This window comes from Alteromonas sp. G4i13 (genome assembly GCF_054960505.1).
Window position 1 is genome coordinate 21,690 of the sequence record NZ_JBHNYX010000044.1, and the last position, 17,126, is coordinate 38,815.

General features: G+C 44.6%; 12 protein-coding genes. 1 reads left to right on the forward strand and 11 read right to left on the reverse strand.

The window, feature by feature from the left end; genetic code table 11:
- Positions 1–17: 17 nt before the first annotated feature.
- The 7 genes from ACFI6J_RS17700 to lrp form a co-directional block, all read right to left on the reverse strand.
- Positions 18–2,954, reverse strand: a complete 2,937-nt coding sequence (locus ACFI6J_RS17700) for a TonB-dependent receptor domain-containing protein (RefSeq protein WP_014949629.1) — start codon at positions 2,952–2,954, stop codon at positions 18–20.
- A 495-nt stretch (positions 2,955–3,449) separates the two neighbouring features.
- Positions 3,450–4,751: a serine--tRNA ligase gene (serS, locus tag ACFI6J_RS17705; protein WP_061485931.1), complete on the reverse strand. Its 1,302-nt coding sequence runs from the start codon at positions 4,749–4,751 to the stop codon at positions 3,450–3,452.
- Between the two features lie 10 nt (positions 4,752–4,761).
- On the reverse strand, positions 4,762–5,145 hold the full coding sequence (crcB, locus tag ACFI6J_RS17710) for a fluoride efflux transporter CrcB (protein ID WP_014949631.1): 384 nt from the start codon (positions 5,143–5,145) through the stop codon (positions 4,762–4,764).
- A 72-nt stretch (positions 5,146–5,217) separates the two neighbouring features.
- Entirely contained in the window at positions 5,218–6,525 is a 1,308-nt protein-coding gene (locus ACFI6J_RS17715; protein WP_342340914.1) for a replication-associated recombination protein A, read from the reverse strand.
- The gene (lolA, locus tag ACFI6J_RS17720) at positions 6,512–7,336 is read right to left on the reverse strand and encodes an outer membrane lipoprotein periplasmic chaperone LolA (RefSeq protein WP_462586297.1); all 825 of its coding nucleotides are present in this window, start codon (positions 7,334–7,336) and stop codon (positions 6,512–6,514) included. The genes ACFI6J_RS17715 and lolA overlap by 14 nt, the downstream gene beginning before the upstream one ends.
- 16 nt (positions 7,337–7,352) lie before the next feature.
- Positions 7,353–10,148, reverse strand: coding sequence for a DNA translocase FtsK (locus tag ACFI6J_RS17725; RefSeq protein ID WP_462586298.1), 2,796 nt, complete (start codon positions 10,146–10,148; stop codon positions 7,353–7,355).
- Between the two features lie 284 nt (positions 10,149–10,432).
- Entirely contained in the window at positions 10,433–10,918 is a 486-nt protein-coding gene (gene lrp, locus ACFI6J_RS17730; protein WP_014949635.1) for a leucine-responsive transcriptional regulator Lrp, read from the reverse strand.
- 185 nt (positions 10,919–11,103) lie between these two features.
- Here lrp and ald point away from each other — a divergent pair, with 185 nt between their 5' ends.
- Positions 11,104–12,237, forward strand: a complete 1,134-nt coding sequence (ald, locus tag ACFI6J_RS17735) for an alanine dehydrogenase (protein WP_014949636.1) — start codon at positions 11,104–11,106, stop codon at positions 12,235–12,237.
- Between the two features lie 115 nt (positions 12,238–12,352).
- Here ald and pyrF read toward each other — a convergent pair whose 3' ends face one another.
- From pyrF to ACFI6J_RS17755, 4 genes are all read right to left on the reverse strand, one after another.
- Positions 12,353–13,051, reverse strand: coding sequence for an orotidine-5'-phosphate decarboxylase (pyrF, locus tag ACFI6J_RS17740; protein ID WP_039234640.1), 699 nt, complete (start codon positions 13,049–13,051; stop codon positions 12,353–12,355).
- A gap of 6 nt (positions 13,052–13,057) precedes the next feature.
- Positions 13,058–14,227 carry a lipopolysaccharide assembly protein LapB gene (lapB, locus tag ACFI6J_RS17745; protein ID WP_014949638.1) on the reverse strand — a complete coding sequence of 390 codons (1,170 nt, stop codon included), beginning with the start codon at positions 14,225–14,227 and terminating at the stop codon, positions 13,058–13,060.
- A complete protein-coding gene (locus tag ACFI6J_RS17750) occupies positions 14,227–14,484 on the reverse strand; it encodes a LapA family protein (protein ID WP_014949639.1) in 258 nt (85 codons plus the stop codon). The genes lapB and ACFI6J_RS17750 overlap by 1 nt, the downstream gene beginning before the upstream one ends.
- 129 nt (positions 14,485–14,613) lie before the next feature.
- Positions 14,614–16,956 carry a PilZ domain-containing protein gene (locus ACFI6J_RS17755; protein ID WP_462586299.1) on the reverse strand — a complete coding sequence of 781 codons (2,343 nt, stop codon included), beginning with the start codon at positions 16,954–16,956 and terminating at the stop codon, positions 14,614–14,616.
- Between the last annotated feature and the right edge of the window lie 170 nt (positions 16,957–17,126).

Consider the following 17,126-nt stretch of genomic DNA (forward strand, 5'->3'; position numbering starts at 1 on the left):
TTGCACTCTAACCTGACTTAGAAAGAGTAAGTGATATTGGCGAACACACGACGCCCAATAAAGTCATACTGAGAAAAACGCGCAGCGTTTCCTACTTGGTCACCACTTGCTGAAATGCGAGGGGGCTTTTCGTCAAATACGTTAGCAACACCTACAAGAACATCAAAGTTATCGAATGCATACGAACCTGACACAGAGTGGTAGGTAGTCCAACTAGTTTCATCAATAAACGTAACTGTTTCATTGTTCACTGTCGTCGTGTTGGTTTCACTACCATAGAATTCATAGTCATTCGTTGCGTCGTAATAATTTGCTGTCCATGTAACGCTCCAATCATCTTTGCCGTAGCTAAGACGTGCAACACCAACATGCTTAGGCCTACCGTTCTCTCCTACTTCATTGTTGTACGGTGTATCTTCAAATAGAAGACCGAACTTTTCAATTTGCATAGTGTGTTCAACGGTGAAACGTACATTACCCCAATCAAATTCTTCATTGTATGAGAATTGGTAATCCACACCACGTACACGCTGATAAGCAATGTTTACATAGCCACCATTTATAATATCAATCCCATAGTCGTTTGTATCGGTATTGTTACGGCGAGTAAACAGGTCACAAAGTGGCTCATTGGCAAAATCAATTGAGTCGTAGCAACGATCAACAATTTCAGAACCACCTAAGTTGTCTATCTCGTCAAAAATTTCAATGTTGAAATAATCGATTGAGAACGCGTAAGTATCTTCCGGACTAGTAAATACAAAACCAATACCCTCAGCAACAGACGTCTCAGCCTCTAGTCGCCCTACGCCACCACGAGTAATAGATGTAGCTGAGCTTCCACCCTGAACGTAGTCCTCTGGAATACCCTCAGCAGAACAGTTTTCAAACACTGTATCTGTAATATCGCCTGAAGCAAAGTTAGCAACGTAATCTAAACAAGGATCTAACGCTAACTGTTGCAAGAAACCTGTTTGCTCTGCAAGGTATAGTTCATATAGCGCTGGAGCACGAAATGATGTACCGCGACTCGCACGAATGCTGTAACCTTCAGCTATCGTCCAGTTTAAACCTAGTTTATAGGTAGTATCATTTCCGTAAGTATTAACATCGTTCCATCGTCCAGAAGCTGTTAAATCTAACTTTTCTACTCCTGTAAGGCCTTCCAGTAGAGGTACCTTAAACTCAGCGTAAATCGCTTTAGTTAACTGATCACCGGCGGTGATGCCTGCACCAGATAGACCCCACGAGTTACCATTTAGCGTATTTTGACCTGGCTTATCTTTAATTTCATCTTTTTGAATTTGGAAACCAAAGGCTGCACCGACTTCACCTGCTGGAAGTGTAAATACATCACCAGTTATAAAACCTTCAAGGGTCTGCTGATCGTAGGTTGTTGTTCCTACGTCTTCACCGAAAAGAAAAGCTTCTTGTGCTGGTGTTCTGTTGCCGTAAAGAAATTGAGGATCAGTCCATGGGATATCAACGCACGTATTCCCGCTAAATTGCGTAACAGCGCCGCTGCATGTTGTGCCGTTCGCGAAGTTAGCTTGAGCCATTTCCATTGCATCTTGGAAAATTATTTCTTGTGTATAAGTACCGTCGTTGTGACTGTATTGATAAGAAAGGTCCCACGCCCAAAAACCGATGTCACCCATTGCACCAACTACGCCTCGGGTATAATCCACTTCGATTTCAGATGAAAAATGGTCGGTAAGTGCAACTGGAAAGATGCTTCCAGCGCCGTCAAAGCCATCGACTACCGAAGCGTCTTGAGGACCAACCTCTGCGGTCCAGAATTGGCGGTAACCATTAGTCTTAGTGGTACGTTGACTATGGATAAATTCACCATAAATTGTCACATCATCACTAAGGTTATATTCACCAGTTGCATAAATTGATGCATTTTGAGTTTCTGGTACTAAAGTTTCTCGTCCTAGAAATGGGTGATTTTGATCCCACCAACCTTCACTCGCATAGTTGTCAGTGAAAGAAACTGGATACCATCCTTCCGGCGTAGTAAAACCTACGTTTGCATCATTAATGCTTTCATAGCCGTTGTTGGCGAAAAAATTGTCATAATCAAAAGCGGCCTGCAAACTACCGCCATAGCCATCTGTCGAGACAGGACCGTAAAGCCAAAGGCCATACCCTGTTTCAGAACAATGATAGTCACCAGTGCGGGGGTCAATCGGATCGTTTCGTGAACCGTCAGCTGAAAATTGAAGTCGCTCAGTACAATTTAAGTAATCGCGATCGCCTCGGCTTAGCATAGAAACTTTACGGTAATCAGCGGTTACTCGGAAAGAGCCTTCTGCATACTCTTCACCGAATGAAATATTAACACGACGGTCTTCGCCGCCAGACTCCATCGGCTGGCTAATATCAACGTTTACCGTCTTCTCGTCACCTTTCTTGGTGATGATGTTAATTACACCGGCTACCGCGTCTGAACCATAAAGCGCAGAAGCACCGTCTTTTAACACTTCAATCCGCTCTACTGCCGAAAGAGGAATACTGTTTAAATCAAAAGAAGAAACCGCTCCTCGAGTACCTGCTGGCCCTGCACGGCGTCCGTTCAATAGAATTAGAGTACGGTTTGGACCAAGACCACGAAGGCCTACAGTTTCTGAACCAGTACCCCCATCTGTTACATAGCCAACGGTTAACGCCGCGGTAATTTGATTGGAACCAGCAGCAGCTGTACTCGTACGAAGTAGCTCTCCTAAAGACTTAAGGCCCTGATTTTCAGCGTCCGCAACTGAAATGATGTCTATAGGCGTATCATTAGCAAAAGAGTCTGTGCGGATACGAGATCCTACCACTGAGATCTGCTCTACTGTGTCAGCGTCTTTTTCTACTGTGTCCTGAGCAGAAACGAAAGGAGCAGCACTTATTCCAAGTGCGACGATTATCCCCTGAGATAATCTATTAAGTGTGTTTCGATTTTCCATATCTATTCCCTGGAAATTTGCTTTCCGGACAAACAGAAACACCCGATGGGTAAGTCCGTTTATCCATGAAGCTTTCTTATGTAGGCAAAATGTAAATGCGACCTATTTTCATTTTTGAAGATTGGGGAGATTTACATTTCATTAATGTTACGCAATGCGCAACATTAGCCAAAAGTATAAGATATAGCTAAAGGTGTCAATTGTGACATTAGTGACTGAAATATAAGTAATTTACGGGGAAAAACGCTTTTTATTTACATTTAGAAACAACTTTAATGGCACTAATAAATGAACTATAAGATGCTGTTTATATAACAAAATTATTACATGTAAAGATAATTTTGCACAGGCTGTACGCGTCACTGTTTAATAGGTATGGAAGTAACCATTTAAAAGAAAAAACCCGATACCTCTTCACAAGATATCGGGTTGTTATTAATTAAGTCGCAACTATTAGACTTAAATTAACGTTGTGATTTAAACTGAAAAATAAATTTACACGCTAGTCGCTTTGATAACCTCTTGGCCTGCCATGTAAGGCACAAGCGCCTTTGGAATCGTAACGCTTCCATCTGCCTGCTGATTGTTCTCTAAAATAGCAACAAGCGTACGCCCTACCGCTAAACCAGAACCATTCAATGTGTGAAGAAGTTCAGTTTTATTCGTTTCTGGGTTACGGAACCTAGCCTGCATGCGTCGTGCTTGGAAGTCCAACATGTTTGAACATGAAGAAATTTCACGATAGGTATTTTGCGCAGGCAGCCATACTTCAAGATCGTAGGTTTTAGATGCACCAAAGCCCATATCACCAGTACAAAGCAACACTTTGCGGTACGGTAATTCTAGCTTTTGAAGAATAACTTCTGCGTGTCCTGTAAGTGCTTCTAGCGCGTCAAAGCTCTCTTCCGGCTTAACTAACTGTACAAGTTCTACCTTATCGAACTGATGCTGACGAATAAGGCCACGGGTATCACGACCGTACGAACCAGCTTCTGAGCGGAAGCATGGCGTATGCGCAGTCATTTTCACAGGCAGCGTTTTCACATCTAATATTTCATCGCGTGCAATATTAGTTAGCGGAACTTCTGCCGTCGGAATTAGGCTAAGCCCCTGTCCTTCTTCAGTTGCTGGCTTGGTGTGAAATAGGTCTTCACCAAATTTAGGCAACTGACCTGTGCCATAAAGGCTGTCAGCGTTAACCAAGTAAGGCACATACATCTCTTGGTAGCCATGTTCTTGTGTATGGGTATCTAGCATGAACTGAGCAATTGCACGATTTAGGCGAGCAATATCGCCGCGCATCACTACAAAGCGGCTTCCCGTAAGCTTACTTGCGGTAGCGAAATCTAAGCCGTTGTTTAAGCCTTCAGCCACATCAACATGATCTTTAACTTCAAAATCAAACGTGCGTGGTTCGCCCCATCGAGAAATCTCAACATTGTCATCTTCGTCTTTACCCGCTGGTACAGACTCGTGTGGCAAATTAGGAATGCCTTGCGTAAGGGTGTTAATTTCTTCCAACAGTTCGCTAAGTTCCGCTTTAGCGGCGTCAAGCTCGTCACCAAGCTTACCCACTTCAGCCAATAGCGGTGCAATATCTTCGCCCTGCGCTTTTGCTTTACCAATGGATTTACTTCGTACGTTACGCTCGTTTTGCAGATCCTGTGTTCTGGACTGAAGTGTTTTTCTTTTTTCTTCAAGCGAACTGAAAGCTGCTACATCGAGGTTAAAACCACGGGCAGCTAATCGCTTAGCTGTTTGTTCTATATCGCTTCGCAAACACTTTGGATCTAACATGTGTTTCTAATTATCCTTTCATCAATTGAATGGCTAGCCAACCTGCTATTAGGCAAGCGCCAACGTTAAGAAATACATTTGCTGCGGCTTTAAGCCACAACCCGTTTTCTAATAAAGTTAAGGTTTCAACAGAAAATGTTGAGAATGTAGTAAAGGCACCTAATAGCCCTACACCGATAAGCGCTCGGTAAGGAGAGTCGCTTAAATCATGACGTTCGATAAAACCGTACAGTAATGCGAGTGCAAACGACCCGACCACATTCACCGTTAGTGTACCAAACGGCATGTGTTTTCCAAATAAGGAATCAACACTTGTGGTAACAAAATAGCGTAAACAGGCGCCGGTCGCACCGCCAGCGGCAATAAAACAATACAAAGCTAACCCTTGAGGCACGAAAACTCCCTAGCGCATTTTTTATTAACTAATTCATATAATCTGAACTAGTTGAGTTACTTGTCTGCAACTTTACCTTTTATTGTTACTTCTCGCATTAAGTGAATCGAGAAATTCACGCTTGGCTTTCAAAGCTTTCTCTAAACCGCGTTCATTAGGGTTATACAAGCGAGTTCCGGTAAGGCTTTCTGGGAAGTAAGACTCACCCGCGGCAAACGCGTTCGGCTCGTTGTGAGCATAGCGGTAACCATCGCCATGACCGAGCTCTTTCATTAGCGACGTAGGCGCATTGCGTAAATGCATGGGAACAGGTGCATCAGAGGTTTTACGCGCCAATGCTTTTGCTTCGTTAAACGCCATATATACCGCGTTACTTTTTGCAGCTAACGCACAATATACCGCAGCTTGAGCAATAGCGCGCTCGCCCTCTGCGGGCCCTACTCGGTGAAACGTGTCCCAGGCATTAATACAGAGCTGCATTGCTCTTGGGTCTGCATTACCAATGTCTTCAGACGCGATAGCAAGTAGACGTCTTCCTACATACAGCGCGTCTCCCCCGCCATCAAGAATTCTTGCGTACCAGTAAAGGGCGGCGTCTGGATCTGAGCCTCTAACAGATTTATGAAACGCGGAGATTAGGTCGTAGAAGGTGTCGCCTTTATTGTCGTAACTAGCAACTTTCTCGCCTACCGCATGCTCAACATCGCTTACGGTTATTTTGTTTGCTCCGGTGAAGTCGGCAGCAAGCTCTAAATAGGTGAGAAGACGACGTGCGTCGCCGCCACTTAAATCGATAAGCGCGTTTCTGGCTGTTTCTTCAATACCAAGGGCTCTGTCACCCAGACCTTTTTCAGTATCGCTTAGCGCTCTCTCAACCAATTCAGACAGTGCTTCGTGTTCGAGTGTCTTTAGCACATAAACACGTACACGAGATAAAAGCGCTTTATTTAATTCGAACGAGGGATTCTCTGTCGTTGCGCCAATAAAGGTAACAACGCCAGACTCAACAAATGGAAGAAACGCGTCCTGCTGACTTTTGTTGAATCGGTGTACTTCGTCAACAAACAACAAGGTTCGCTGGTTATAACGGGCGTTTTCTTCAGCCGTATCCATGGCGGCTCTGATGTCTTTTACCCCAGAGGTAACCGCAGAAATACGCAATACAGATGCGTTGGTGTATTGAGCAATGAGTTCAGCAAGGGTAGTTTTACCGGTACCGGGCGGCCCCCACAAAATCATAGAATGGCAGTGACCCGCCTCTAACATTTTACGAAGAGGCTTACCTTCGCCAAGTAAGTGTTCTTGACCGCTGTACTGCTCTATGGTGACCGGGCGCATACGCGCCGCGAGGGGCGCGAAATCTTGATTAACGCTGGTCATCAATTATGAAGCTGTCTGGAATATCAACTGAGAACGTATCAGCGGGCACTGGAAAACGCGTTTCAATATTACTGAACACCAAAGTGCTGATTTGCTGTTGCGCATCGAGCATATTAAGCGAAGCGAGTTCACTGCCTTGGTTAAAGGTTAATGTAAGCGTTGCGATTTGGCCGCCTTGTTCTTTAGGCGTGATTTGGTAGCTTTTTGTTGCGCTAACACCATTGATGTTGTCTGCCGCGCCCTTTTCAGGTTTTAAAGCCGATGAACCGCTATTTAATTGACTGATAGAGAACTTTGACCACGTTGCTTCATCTGTCGATGTAAGCAAAACAATAGGGTTATCTTTAATCGCATTGTCTTGAGATAGGACTGTCACCTGCTCTACAAAGGTATCCACATTCCAAACCGCTTCGCCATCGGCAACCAAAAGGGTTTCATCAGGAAACGTTGTTTCCCAGCGAAGCTTATTAGGGCGGGTCATGGTCAGCGTGCCTTGTGCTTCGTGAACGACATTTTGCTGTGCATCGACTACTGTTTGCGCAAAACTTGCGCGAAACTGCTTCATATTGCTTAACAACGCCTGCAGTGACGTACTCGCAGAATCATTGATAAGCGATGAAGTTTTGGGCTGACTGGTGTTTACTGTGGCATTAGCCTGATTAGCGTGATGAGCACTGACAACCTCGTGAGCATTGTTGTTGCCTATATTTGAACCTGTAGTACCTAATTCTACCGCAGCGTTAGCAGCATTCATTGCTGTACCTGCCGTTACCAATGCACTCACAAAATAAACCGAAACTGCTTTATTCATTTATTCAATCCATTCGTTATTCTTTGTGGGGCGGCGGTGCAAGAACCTCACGGTTCCCGTTATGCCCCTGTGCACTTACGACACCACTCATTTCCATTTGTTCAACCAAGCGCGCGGCCCGATTGTAACCAATTCTAAACTTACGCTGCACGCTCGACACACTAGCTCGACGTGTTTCAGTAACAAACGCCACGGCTTCATCATAGAAGGCATCAAATTCTTGATCCTCACCTTCAGGCTGTTCGCCTGGCAGTAAGACTTCAGCCGTCGCTTCGCCATTCAGGATCTCGTCAATGTATTCAGGCTCACCACGTTTCTGCCAGTCTGCAACTACAGCATGTACTTCGTGATCATCCACAAATGCACCGTGAACACGGGTTGGCACAGGGCTACCAGGAGGCAGATAAAGCATGTCACCCATCCCTAGCAAAGTTTCTGCGCCTTGTTGGTCTAGAATGGTTCTTGAGTCTATTTTACTAGAAACTTGGAATGCACAACGGGTTGGAATGTTGGCCTTGATCAGACCTGTAATAACATCTACAGATGGACGCTGTGTGGCAAGGATAAGATGGATGCCCGCAGCACGTGCTTTCTGCGCGATACGTGCAATAAGCTCTTCTACTTTTTTGCCCACTATCATCATCATGTCGGCAAATTCATCGACCACTACCACGATAGCAGGAAGTTTGGCTAAGTCAGGCGCTTCAGCATCCATACTTTCTTCATTCTTCCACAGTGGGTCCTTTATTGGTGTGCCATTAGCAATAGCTTCTTCTACTTTCGCGTTATAGCCCTTTAGGTTACGCACGCCAAGAGCGCTCATTAGACGATAACGACGCTCCATCTCACCCACGCACCAACGAAGGGCATTGGCGGCTTCTTTCATGTCGGTAACCACTTCAGCAAGCAAGTGAGGTATACCTTCGTACACCGAAAGCTCAAGCATTTTCGGATCAATCATGATCATGCGAACATCTTCTGGCGTGCTCTTATAAAGCAGACTAAGAATCATAACGTTCACACCTACAGATTTACCTGAACCTGTAGTACCTGCAACCAAAAGGTGAGGCATTTTGGCTAAATCGACCACCACTGGCTGCCCTGAAATATCAGCGCCCAACACCATGGTTAATGGTGATTTATTAGACTGAAAAGTATCGCAGCTAATAACTTCGCTCAGCCGCACCATTTCACGTTTTTTATTCGGCAGTTCTAAGCCAATTACTGACTTACCCGGAATAACTTCCACTACACGCACCGAGATAGCTGACATAGCGCGGGCTAAGTCTTTCGACAGTCCTGAGATCTTGCTCACTTTTACCCCAGGTGCTAAATCAAGCTCAAACCGGGTAATAACAGGGCCTGGGAACACGCCAACCACCGTCGCTTCAATGTTAAAGTCAGCCAGTTTTTCCTCTACCAAACGAGAAATACCTTCAATCTCTTCTGGCGTAAGCGGGTTTTCATGTTTGTCGGCACGTTCAAGTAAATCAAAGGACGGCATAGGTGGTAAATCAGGGTCTAACTCACCTGCCCTCGCCTTCACGGGTTTGGCACCTAGTGCAGCAGGCGTAAATGCTTGGTTAGCACCTTGACTCGCTCCCTGAGTTTCAACAGTTTGCGACTGTAGCGTTTCCGTATTTGGTTCGCTACCTTCAACAGATGGCGCGCTGTTATTTGCAGAAGTTATTGGCTTGCTTCCAGTTTCGTAAGGCAAGTCTTCATCAAACTCTTCTAAGTCGTCAAAGTTAATATGCGGACTTTGCTGTGCTTGGTGTTTATGCTCATGTTGACTGCTATCATCTTCTGACTGAACTGAGTCATCTTGGCTCGATTTACCCAAACCCACTTTGTCTTTAAAGCTACCAGTAACCGCACTACGCATACCTGACAATGAGAACGACGACTTTTTCGTCTCAGCTGCATCTACATCTGTACTTGATGTCGCATCGTCTTCCTCGGCGTTGACAGTATCGTTGGGATTAGATTGAACAGACTTGTCTCCGTCATAGGTATAAAACGGCGGCTCATCATCTACATCGTCAATGCTAAAGGTAGGCTCACTGCGTGATGGCGTAGTTTTCTGTGTCTGTGATGGTTTTGTCTGTGCAGTAGAAGCCAAAGGTTCAGCGCGCATACTGGTAATATCTAGCTCTGCACCTTCGTCGCCACTTTGATTAGACGATTTGTTAGCTAGGGCTAGTCGCGGCATTTCAAATGCTAACAAACTCTGAGGCGCTGAAAGGGTCTTACGTCCTAACCACAGCGTACCTTCACCTAACCTGTCGATAATAGTGAGCCAGCTAATACCCGTTAGTAAGGTAAAGCCCGTACAGAAGAAACAAAGAAGTAGCAAAATTGTGCCAGCGGTATTGAAGTAAGGCACTAGCGCTGAACTAATTACGTCGCCAACAAATCCGCCGGCTGAAAAGTTGTAAATGTCGTCAAAATTTATACTGGCGATGCCCGTTGCACCGAGGGCCATCAACAGCCCACCGATAATTCTTAATCCAATAGTAAGGTAATCGAATTCATCGAGTTCTTTAATGTGTTGGAATAGAAACCACCCTAAGAAGGCGGAGCCGAAAGGCAGCAAATACGCTAAAAAACCAAATGAGAATAGCAGAAGATCAGCGACCCACGCCCCTGTTGCTCCAACCCAGTTGTGAACGTCGAGTTGTAATCCAGCCTGACTCCAACCTGGGTCTCCTGGATGAAAAGATGCTAGTGCCAGCAATAAGAAGAAGGCGAAAACACAGGCGATAATCATACCTGCTTCCCACACTCGCTGAACCCCTGTTAATCGCGCCATAACCCTAAAAAACCTTCAATTTCCATCGCATGTATTACCGCAGATAGCTTTTTACGCTATGCGGTAACCGCAGTACTAACCGCAACAAAGAGCTTAGCGAACTCTTTGCTATTCCTACATAATTATTATTGATTTACTTTTTGGTAAGTTACTGAGCGTACAACTGAATTAATACACCCATCCCCTACCCTGTGCTTTAGCGTGCTGTTAATCCTTTGGTAAAACACAAACACTGTATTTTTGCACAGCCTACCACAAAACCACGCTATTGAGCCACGCTTTCATTACTTCAAATTAATGCGCAGCGACGATGTACTTTTTACTTCTTCCATCACAACGTACGTCCGCGACTCACTTACTCCGGGCAAGCGCAGTAAAGTATCACCTAATAATTTCCTATAACTTCCCATATCTGCAACGCGTGCTTTAAGGAGGAAGTCAAAATCTCCGGACACCAGGTGACATTCTTGTATATCGTCATGCAGTTTTACTGCAGCAGAAAATTCTGCAAAGATATCTACCGATGTTTTCGTTAACGTAATCTCTACGAACACAAGCATAGCTGCGCCGAGCTTTTCTGGGTCAACGACAGCATGATATCCTTTTATATAGCCCTGAGCCTCCAGCCTCTTAACTCTCTCAAGACAAGGGCTGGGGCTTAATCCCACTTCTTTAGCAAGTTCGACGTTTGATATACGCCCGTTTTTCTGTAACTGTACCAGGATATTCCTGTCTATTCGGTCTAGGTGTTTTGGTGTCTTTACCAGCATATAAAATATCTTAAAAGCATCTTTTAGGAGAATTATATGCTACAAACGCTCATTCTTCAGCAGATAGTTCGTTTTTTTATCACGTATACTCCGCAAATATGTTCACGTGCTTCAAAGCCGAACACTATTTATCAAAAGTTCAACCAGAGCCGCTTAGAAGCTCACTATAAGATTGAGGACTATACATGTTAGTTGGTGTACCAAAAGAAATTAAGAACCACGAATACCGTGTTGGCTTGACGCCAGCAGCTGTAAAAGAGTTTGTTAGCCACGGTCACAGCGTTTTAGTAGAAACGAACGCAGGTGAAGCAATAGGTTTCACTAACGAAATGTATGTCGAAGCAGGCGCAGCCATTGCATCAACGGCTGAGCAAGTGTTTGCTGAAGCAGAAATGATCGTAAAAGTTAAAGAGCCTCAGCCTAACGAGTGCAAAATGCTTCGTAAAGGCCAGACACTATACACCTACCTACATTTAGCGCCTGATCCTACGCAAACAAAGCTGCTTGTTGAATCTGGTGCAACGTGTATCGCATATGAAACAGTGACTGACGACCGCGGTGGGCTTCCACTACTCGCACCAATGAGTGAAGTAGCTGGCCGTATGTCGGTTCAAGCTGGCGCGCACTACCTTGAAAAAGCACACGGCGGTAGCGGCACACTTCTTGGTGGCGTTCCGGGTGTAGCACCAGGTAAAGTACTGGTTATCGGCGGTGGTGTTGTTGGTACTAACGCAGCAAAAATGGCACTAGGCCTTGGTGCTGACGTCACTATTCTTGACCGCTCGCTTCCTCGTCTTCGTCAAATCGATGATATCTTTAACGGACAAGTAAAAACGGTTTACTCTACCGTTGACGCTATTGAGCACTACTCTTCAAAAGCTGATCTTGTTGTTGGTGCGGTACTTATTCCTGGCGCTGCAGCTCCGAAGCTTCTTACTCGCGAACAGATTAAGGCAATGAAGCCTGGTTCAGTACTTGTTGACGTTGCTATCGACCAAGGCGGATGCTTTGAAACATCTAAAGCAACAACACACCAAGACCCAGTTTATATTGTTGATGACGTGGTTCACTACTGTGTTGCAAACATGCCAGGTGGCGTTGCGCGTACTTCTACAATGGCACTTAACAATGCCACATTGCCATTCGGCTTAGCCCTTGCAAACAAAGGCCCTGCGAAAGCGATGCTAGAAGACAAGCACTTGCTTAACGGTCTAAACGTGCACGAAGGTAAGGTAACGTACAAAGCTGTGGTTGACGCGCTAGGTGAAGAACTAGGCCTTACCTATACACCAGCTGAAGTAGCGCTTAAAGGCGAATAATTTCTAAATATTAGTCTCGGGTAGGGCTGTGGCCATACCCTTGAATAAGAATATCGGAATAAAAAAGCTCGGTATGTGAACATCACATCCGAGCTTTTTTGTATTTGAAATAAGTCTAACCGTTTATTGATGCGTTTACTGCTTTCAGTACGGCAATAGGATCTTCCGCTTTAGTGATAGGTCTTCCCATAACTAAATAGCTCACGCCAGCTTTCATAGCATCGGGAGGCGTCATGACGCGCTTTTGATCACCAGCATCTGCGCCTACTGGGCGAATACCTGGTGTAACTAGCAGAAAATCGTCGCTGTGTTTTTCGCGTAATGCGCTGGCTTCCTGTGCCGAGCAGACAATGCCGTCTAATCCCGCTTTTTCTGTTAGTGCCGCCAGACGCAGCACTTGTTGCTCTGGTGTCACACCGCTTACTACATCCGCCAACTGCGCTTCATCCATGCTGGTAAGAACGGTAACCGCAATAAGTTTAGTTTGAGGGTTGCTGCTTGTTGCAATCGCCTCTTTAGCTGCTTGCATCATAGGTAGGCCGCCCGATGCATGTACGTTTACCATCCATACACCCAGCTCCGCCGCTGCTTTACACGCTTTCGCTACAGTATTTGGAATGTCATGGAATTTAAGATCCAAGAAAACGTCAAAGCCTTTAGCGATTAGCGCTTTTACGAATTCCGGTCCAAATAAGGTGAACATCTCCTTGCCCACTTTTAGCTTGCACAAGCTTGAATCTAATTTATCAACAAACGCCAATGCAGTGTCTTTATTGTCATAGTCTAATGCAACAATAACGCGTGGGTCATGCATGTTCTTTTATTCTCCGTCTAGCCCTTTGATAGGTTTTACTACGCCCCACTTTTTACAGCTAGGGCATAACCAATATAATTTTCGACCGGAAAAGCCACAGCTGCCACAGCGGTATTTAGGGCGCTGCAACATTTGCTTTTCCACCAATTCTTTAAGTAAGCGTAAGCTATCAGCCGTGGTTTTATCTGAAAGCTGGTCAATGTAAAGCCCCATAAGGGTTTTAAAGCCGCGCATAGTCGGGCGTTTGCGAAGTTGCTCAAGTAAGTACTCAGCCGCCTGTGCCGTTTCACCGCGCTTCATAAGCACGTCAACCATGGCTAAATAGGAAGTAGCACACTCTTGCCAGTGTGCTTCTAAGTTCTTCTGAAAACTTTCCCAGTCGTCAGTTTCTTCAGCAATTTTTTCCAAACTAGGTACGGCTTCGCTGAACCAGTTGATATCGCGTTCGGCCACTTGCGTAAAGTACGCGTTGGCATCAGTAAAGCGTTTTTGATCAAGGGCTATATCACCTAACATAAGCCACGGCCTAACCGCATGTTCGTCGGCATTTACCGCTTTTTGTAATAAGGTCAATGCCGCCCCTTGGCTATCGTTCTTCAACTCAACCGATGCTTGTTCACAATAAAAGTGTGCAAGGCGTTCGCACAAATCATCATTGTCACCATGACACTGCACCATACGTTCGGCTAATTCGATGGCTCTTTCCCATTCTTTCGTGGTCTGGTAGATACTGAAAAGTTGCTGTTGAGCTACAAGGTAGTGTTTATCGCTGTTAAGCAGTTGAAGAAAAGCATTTTCAGCACGCTCTAGAAAGCCCGCTTGTGTGTAGTCGTGACCAAGCTCCCTCAGAGCATTTTCTCGTTGAGCCGGCTGGAGCTCATCACGGCTAACTAAATTCTGGTGGACTTTAATTGCGCGGTCTATTTCGCCTCGGTGACGGAAAAAACTCCCCATCGCGATATGCGTCTCTACTGTATCGCTATTCACGTTAATCATTTTGATTAGCGTATCGACTGCTTTATCAGGTTGGTCTGAAAGAAGGAAGTTTAGCCCCTTGTAATAATGCTTAGATAGAATGCTAGACTGCTTTCGCTGCGCTTGACGGACACTATTTCGGCCCATTATCCAGCCGTAACCTGCCGCAACAGGCAAAAGGAGAAACAGCAGTTCGAGCATTAGTGTTCTTGTTCCAGACTCTGTATTTTAGACTGCGCAGACATCAGCTGAACACGTAATTTTAGCCAGCTCATTAGCATTACCAAAATTCCGATACCAACGCCAATTGAAAGTGTTATCGCTATTAACGTCGATAAGCGAAGATTCGCCTGAGCAATTAAATAATTAACTGTTACTTGTGCTTCATTTTGAGAGCCAATGACAAACGCGATCGCGAGCAGCACCAAAATGATAAGAAACGTTAGGATCCCTTTCAACACTCAACCCTTTTTTGTTGATTTATTTACAAGAATAGCAAAATGCGAAAAGAGATAACACTAAAAGCGTAAGTGAAATGATGTTATACCAATCCGCATAGATAATTGCCCACTCAGAGGGCTCTGGCATTAAGCCGCACCTTCGCTTTCTAGATCCTGTCGTTGGGGTTTGGCAATAAGATTGTCTACCACTAAATCGTGGTGAAGGGCTGACATATTAGTAATAAAAATACAGTGTGTATAACCCGCCTGCATCGTTTCGAGCTTGTCATACATGGCTTTGTCTAGCTTTGATAGCTGGGCAAGACGCTTCTTAGTTAACGGTGTTATCGCACCGTGACACCGGATAGCGGTGACATCTGTGGCACTGAGATGTATTTTTTCTTCATCTAACTGAGTTTTTATTTGTGTTCGCAACTTAGAAAAAAGGAAGTCGCGCTCTTTTATATACACTAAGCGGCTGTCGCTCTTTCTAACGCAGTGAACCACTAACGCTTGTTCAGATGTTTCTTTAAACATCGCCTCTAGAATTTGTGACTTGGGCTTAGCCTGCCCTTTGTCTGCAAAAAAGCCGTGCAGTGGGATAATATTTTGAGTGCGCGAAAAAGGATAAAGGTCATCAGATGCGTCACTTTGATACACCGTTTTGAGCCTGTCTAACGTAAAGCGGTTCATCACACATAGTACCGATAAAGACGGCATATGCCTAACCGCCAATTCCCAGATATAACGGTGAGTTGAGCGTTGAATTCGCGCAATATCTCTTACTTTGAAATACGCGGTATTTTCTTCAACCATATGATCGACGCTCGAGCTCACTTTAGCCTTACGTGTATCTTCAACAAGACACAACCTCACCACGCCCGTTTCCGCTTGGTAGTGCACAACCTTATATTTTTCACCTTTAATTTTCAGTTCCGGTACTGAAACACGAATTTCCTTTTGTAGCTCACTTTTCGGTGCAACGATTAACTTCATCCCGCTTGCACTTAAATCAGCAACCCGCGCATCAATCGATGTCAGCAGTCCAACTTTAATAGAGGCAGGTTTATCAATAACGTAACGTGTCTCACTGCGTCTATCTAAATCCTCTTCCATTACATAATCAATTCGCCAATTATTGCCGCTAGCCCTCAAGGTTTTTGACAAGGGTTTGAAATCGCATTTTGCTGAAAGAGTCAGATTAGTAAGATAAGCAGACACGTCTTTACAGTAAAGAACATGGGAGATCTGCGCCAGTTGCTCAAATTCTTTACTGGCAATATCGTGAATAGCAAACGCTTTTTGTTTATCTTCTCGCGTCACGCTATCAAGTCGACAATGGGTACAGATGAAGTCGCCACTTTTGGCAAGAAGATAAACCAACGCGTTAAGCTGTTTTAATGCTAGCAGTTGTCTATGCGTCGCTGTTATTTGAACGTTACCATTTTTGGTTTTGATGTTGCCATGAAAGACATATGCTTCATTATACTTGCGCAGCTCGTCAACTAACGTCGCGAAGATAGGCTTATCTTGTAGGCTAGCCAAGAGTTTTTCGGCGTCGTTATGCTCGACATTGGCTTTGGTAAACAGGGCAATAATGGGCTTAAGCGACTTCTTCTCTGGCGCGAGAAACACGGGCAACCACGGGCTATTTTCAAGTGTTCGGTCGCGTTCTAGTTCTTGCATGGCGCGTTCTATTTCTAAATCACGCTGCAAAGGCTGTTTATACGCGGTAATCGCTACATATCGTTTAAGGGTTGCAAGAAAGCCTTTATCCACGTCGTCTTGAAAAACAAACGATGTCTCATACTTCCCTAAGTGCTTGTTGTATTTTACCGACTCTAGTTCAAGCGTTATTTCAGTCGATTCTTTAGTAAGTCCTTTAACTTCAGGAATAGTGAACGTAATAATGTCACCAGTAGAAGCGTTCGGTGGCCTTTTCGTTTCAAGAGCAATGCCTTTGTGTGACATCGAACTGATCGAACAATGACGGCCTTTTTCAAAATCGGGGGAAGAAATAGTGAAATTTGGGCGAATAGCGATGTCATCGCCGAAATCTATATCAGTAAACGATTGGCTTTCAACATTAAAAGCATCGACAATTTTTTTGAACTGTTCTTTTTTTATTTGGTTTTGGTAGAAGTCTGAGTTCATTACTGACTCAAACACGCCTACCGTATATCTGTCTTGATAAAGTGATGTTTCGTTTTTGAGTATCTGCGCGCCGACTTTATCAAGGCGCATTTGAACCCCGAAGTGCTTGAATTTCATGACGGGGAATTGAGCAAAGGCAGAGTTATCAGCAGGAGCGTCGGTTAACGACGTTAATCGAACAACCTCTTCTTTTACTACCTTTCGAACACTACTAGGTAGACGCTTCGAAAACTTGTTAATTCCTTCTAACAGCTTGTTTTGTTGTTCATAAGGGATTAACGCGCGAATGAGCGGCTGGTTTTGTTTTATTATTGCTTGTTCGTCGCCGGCTGACATTACTTCTATGAATACCGTTTATTATTATTTGAACAATATATAACCCTATTCGAGTTGGGGTCAATAGGTATCAAAAATTAAACGAAAGTATATCAGCAATAACGAGCGCCTTATGTTAGCTAAGGAAAATAGACTATTGAATTTTGCTAAATAACAATAAGGCAGCAGAC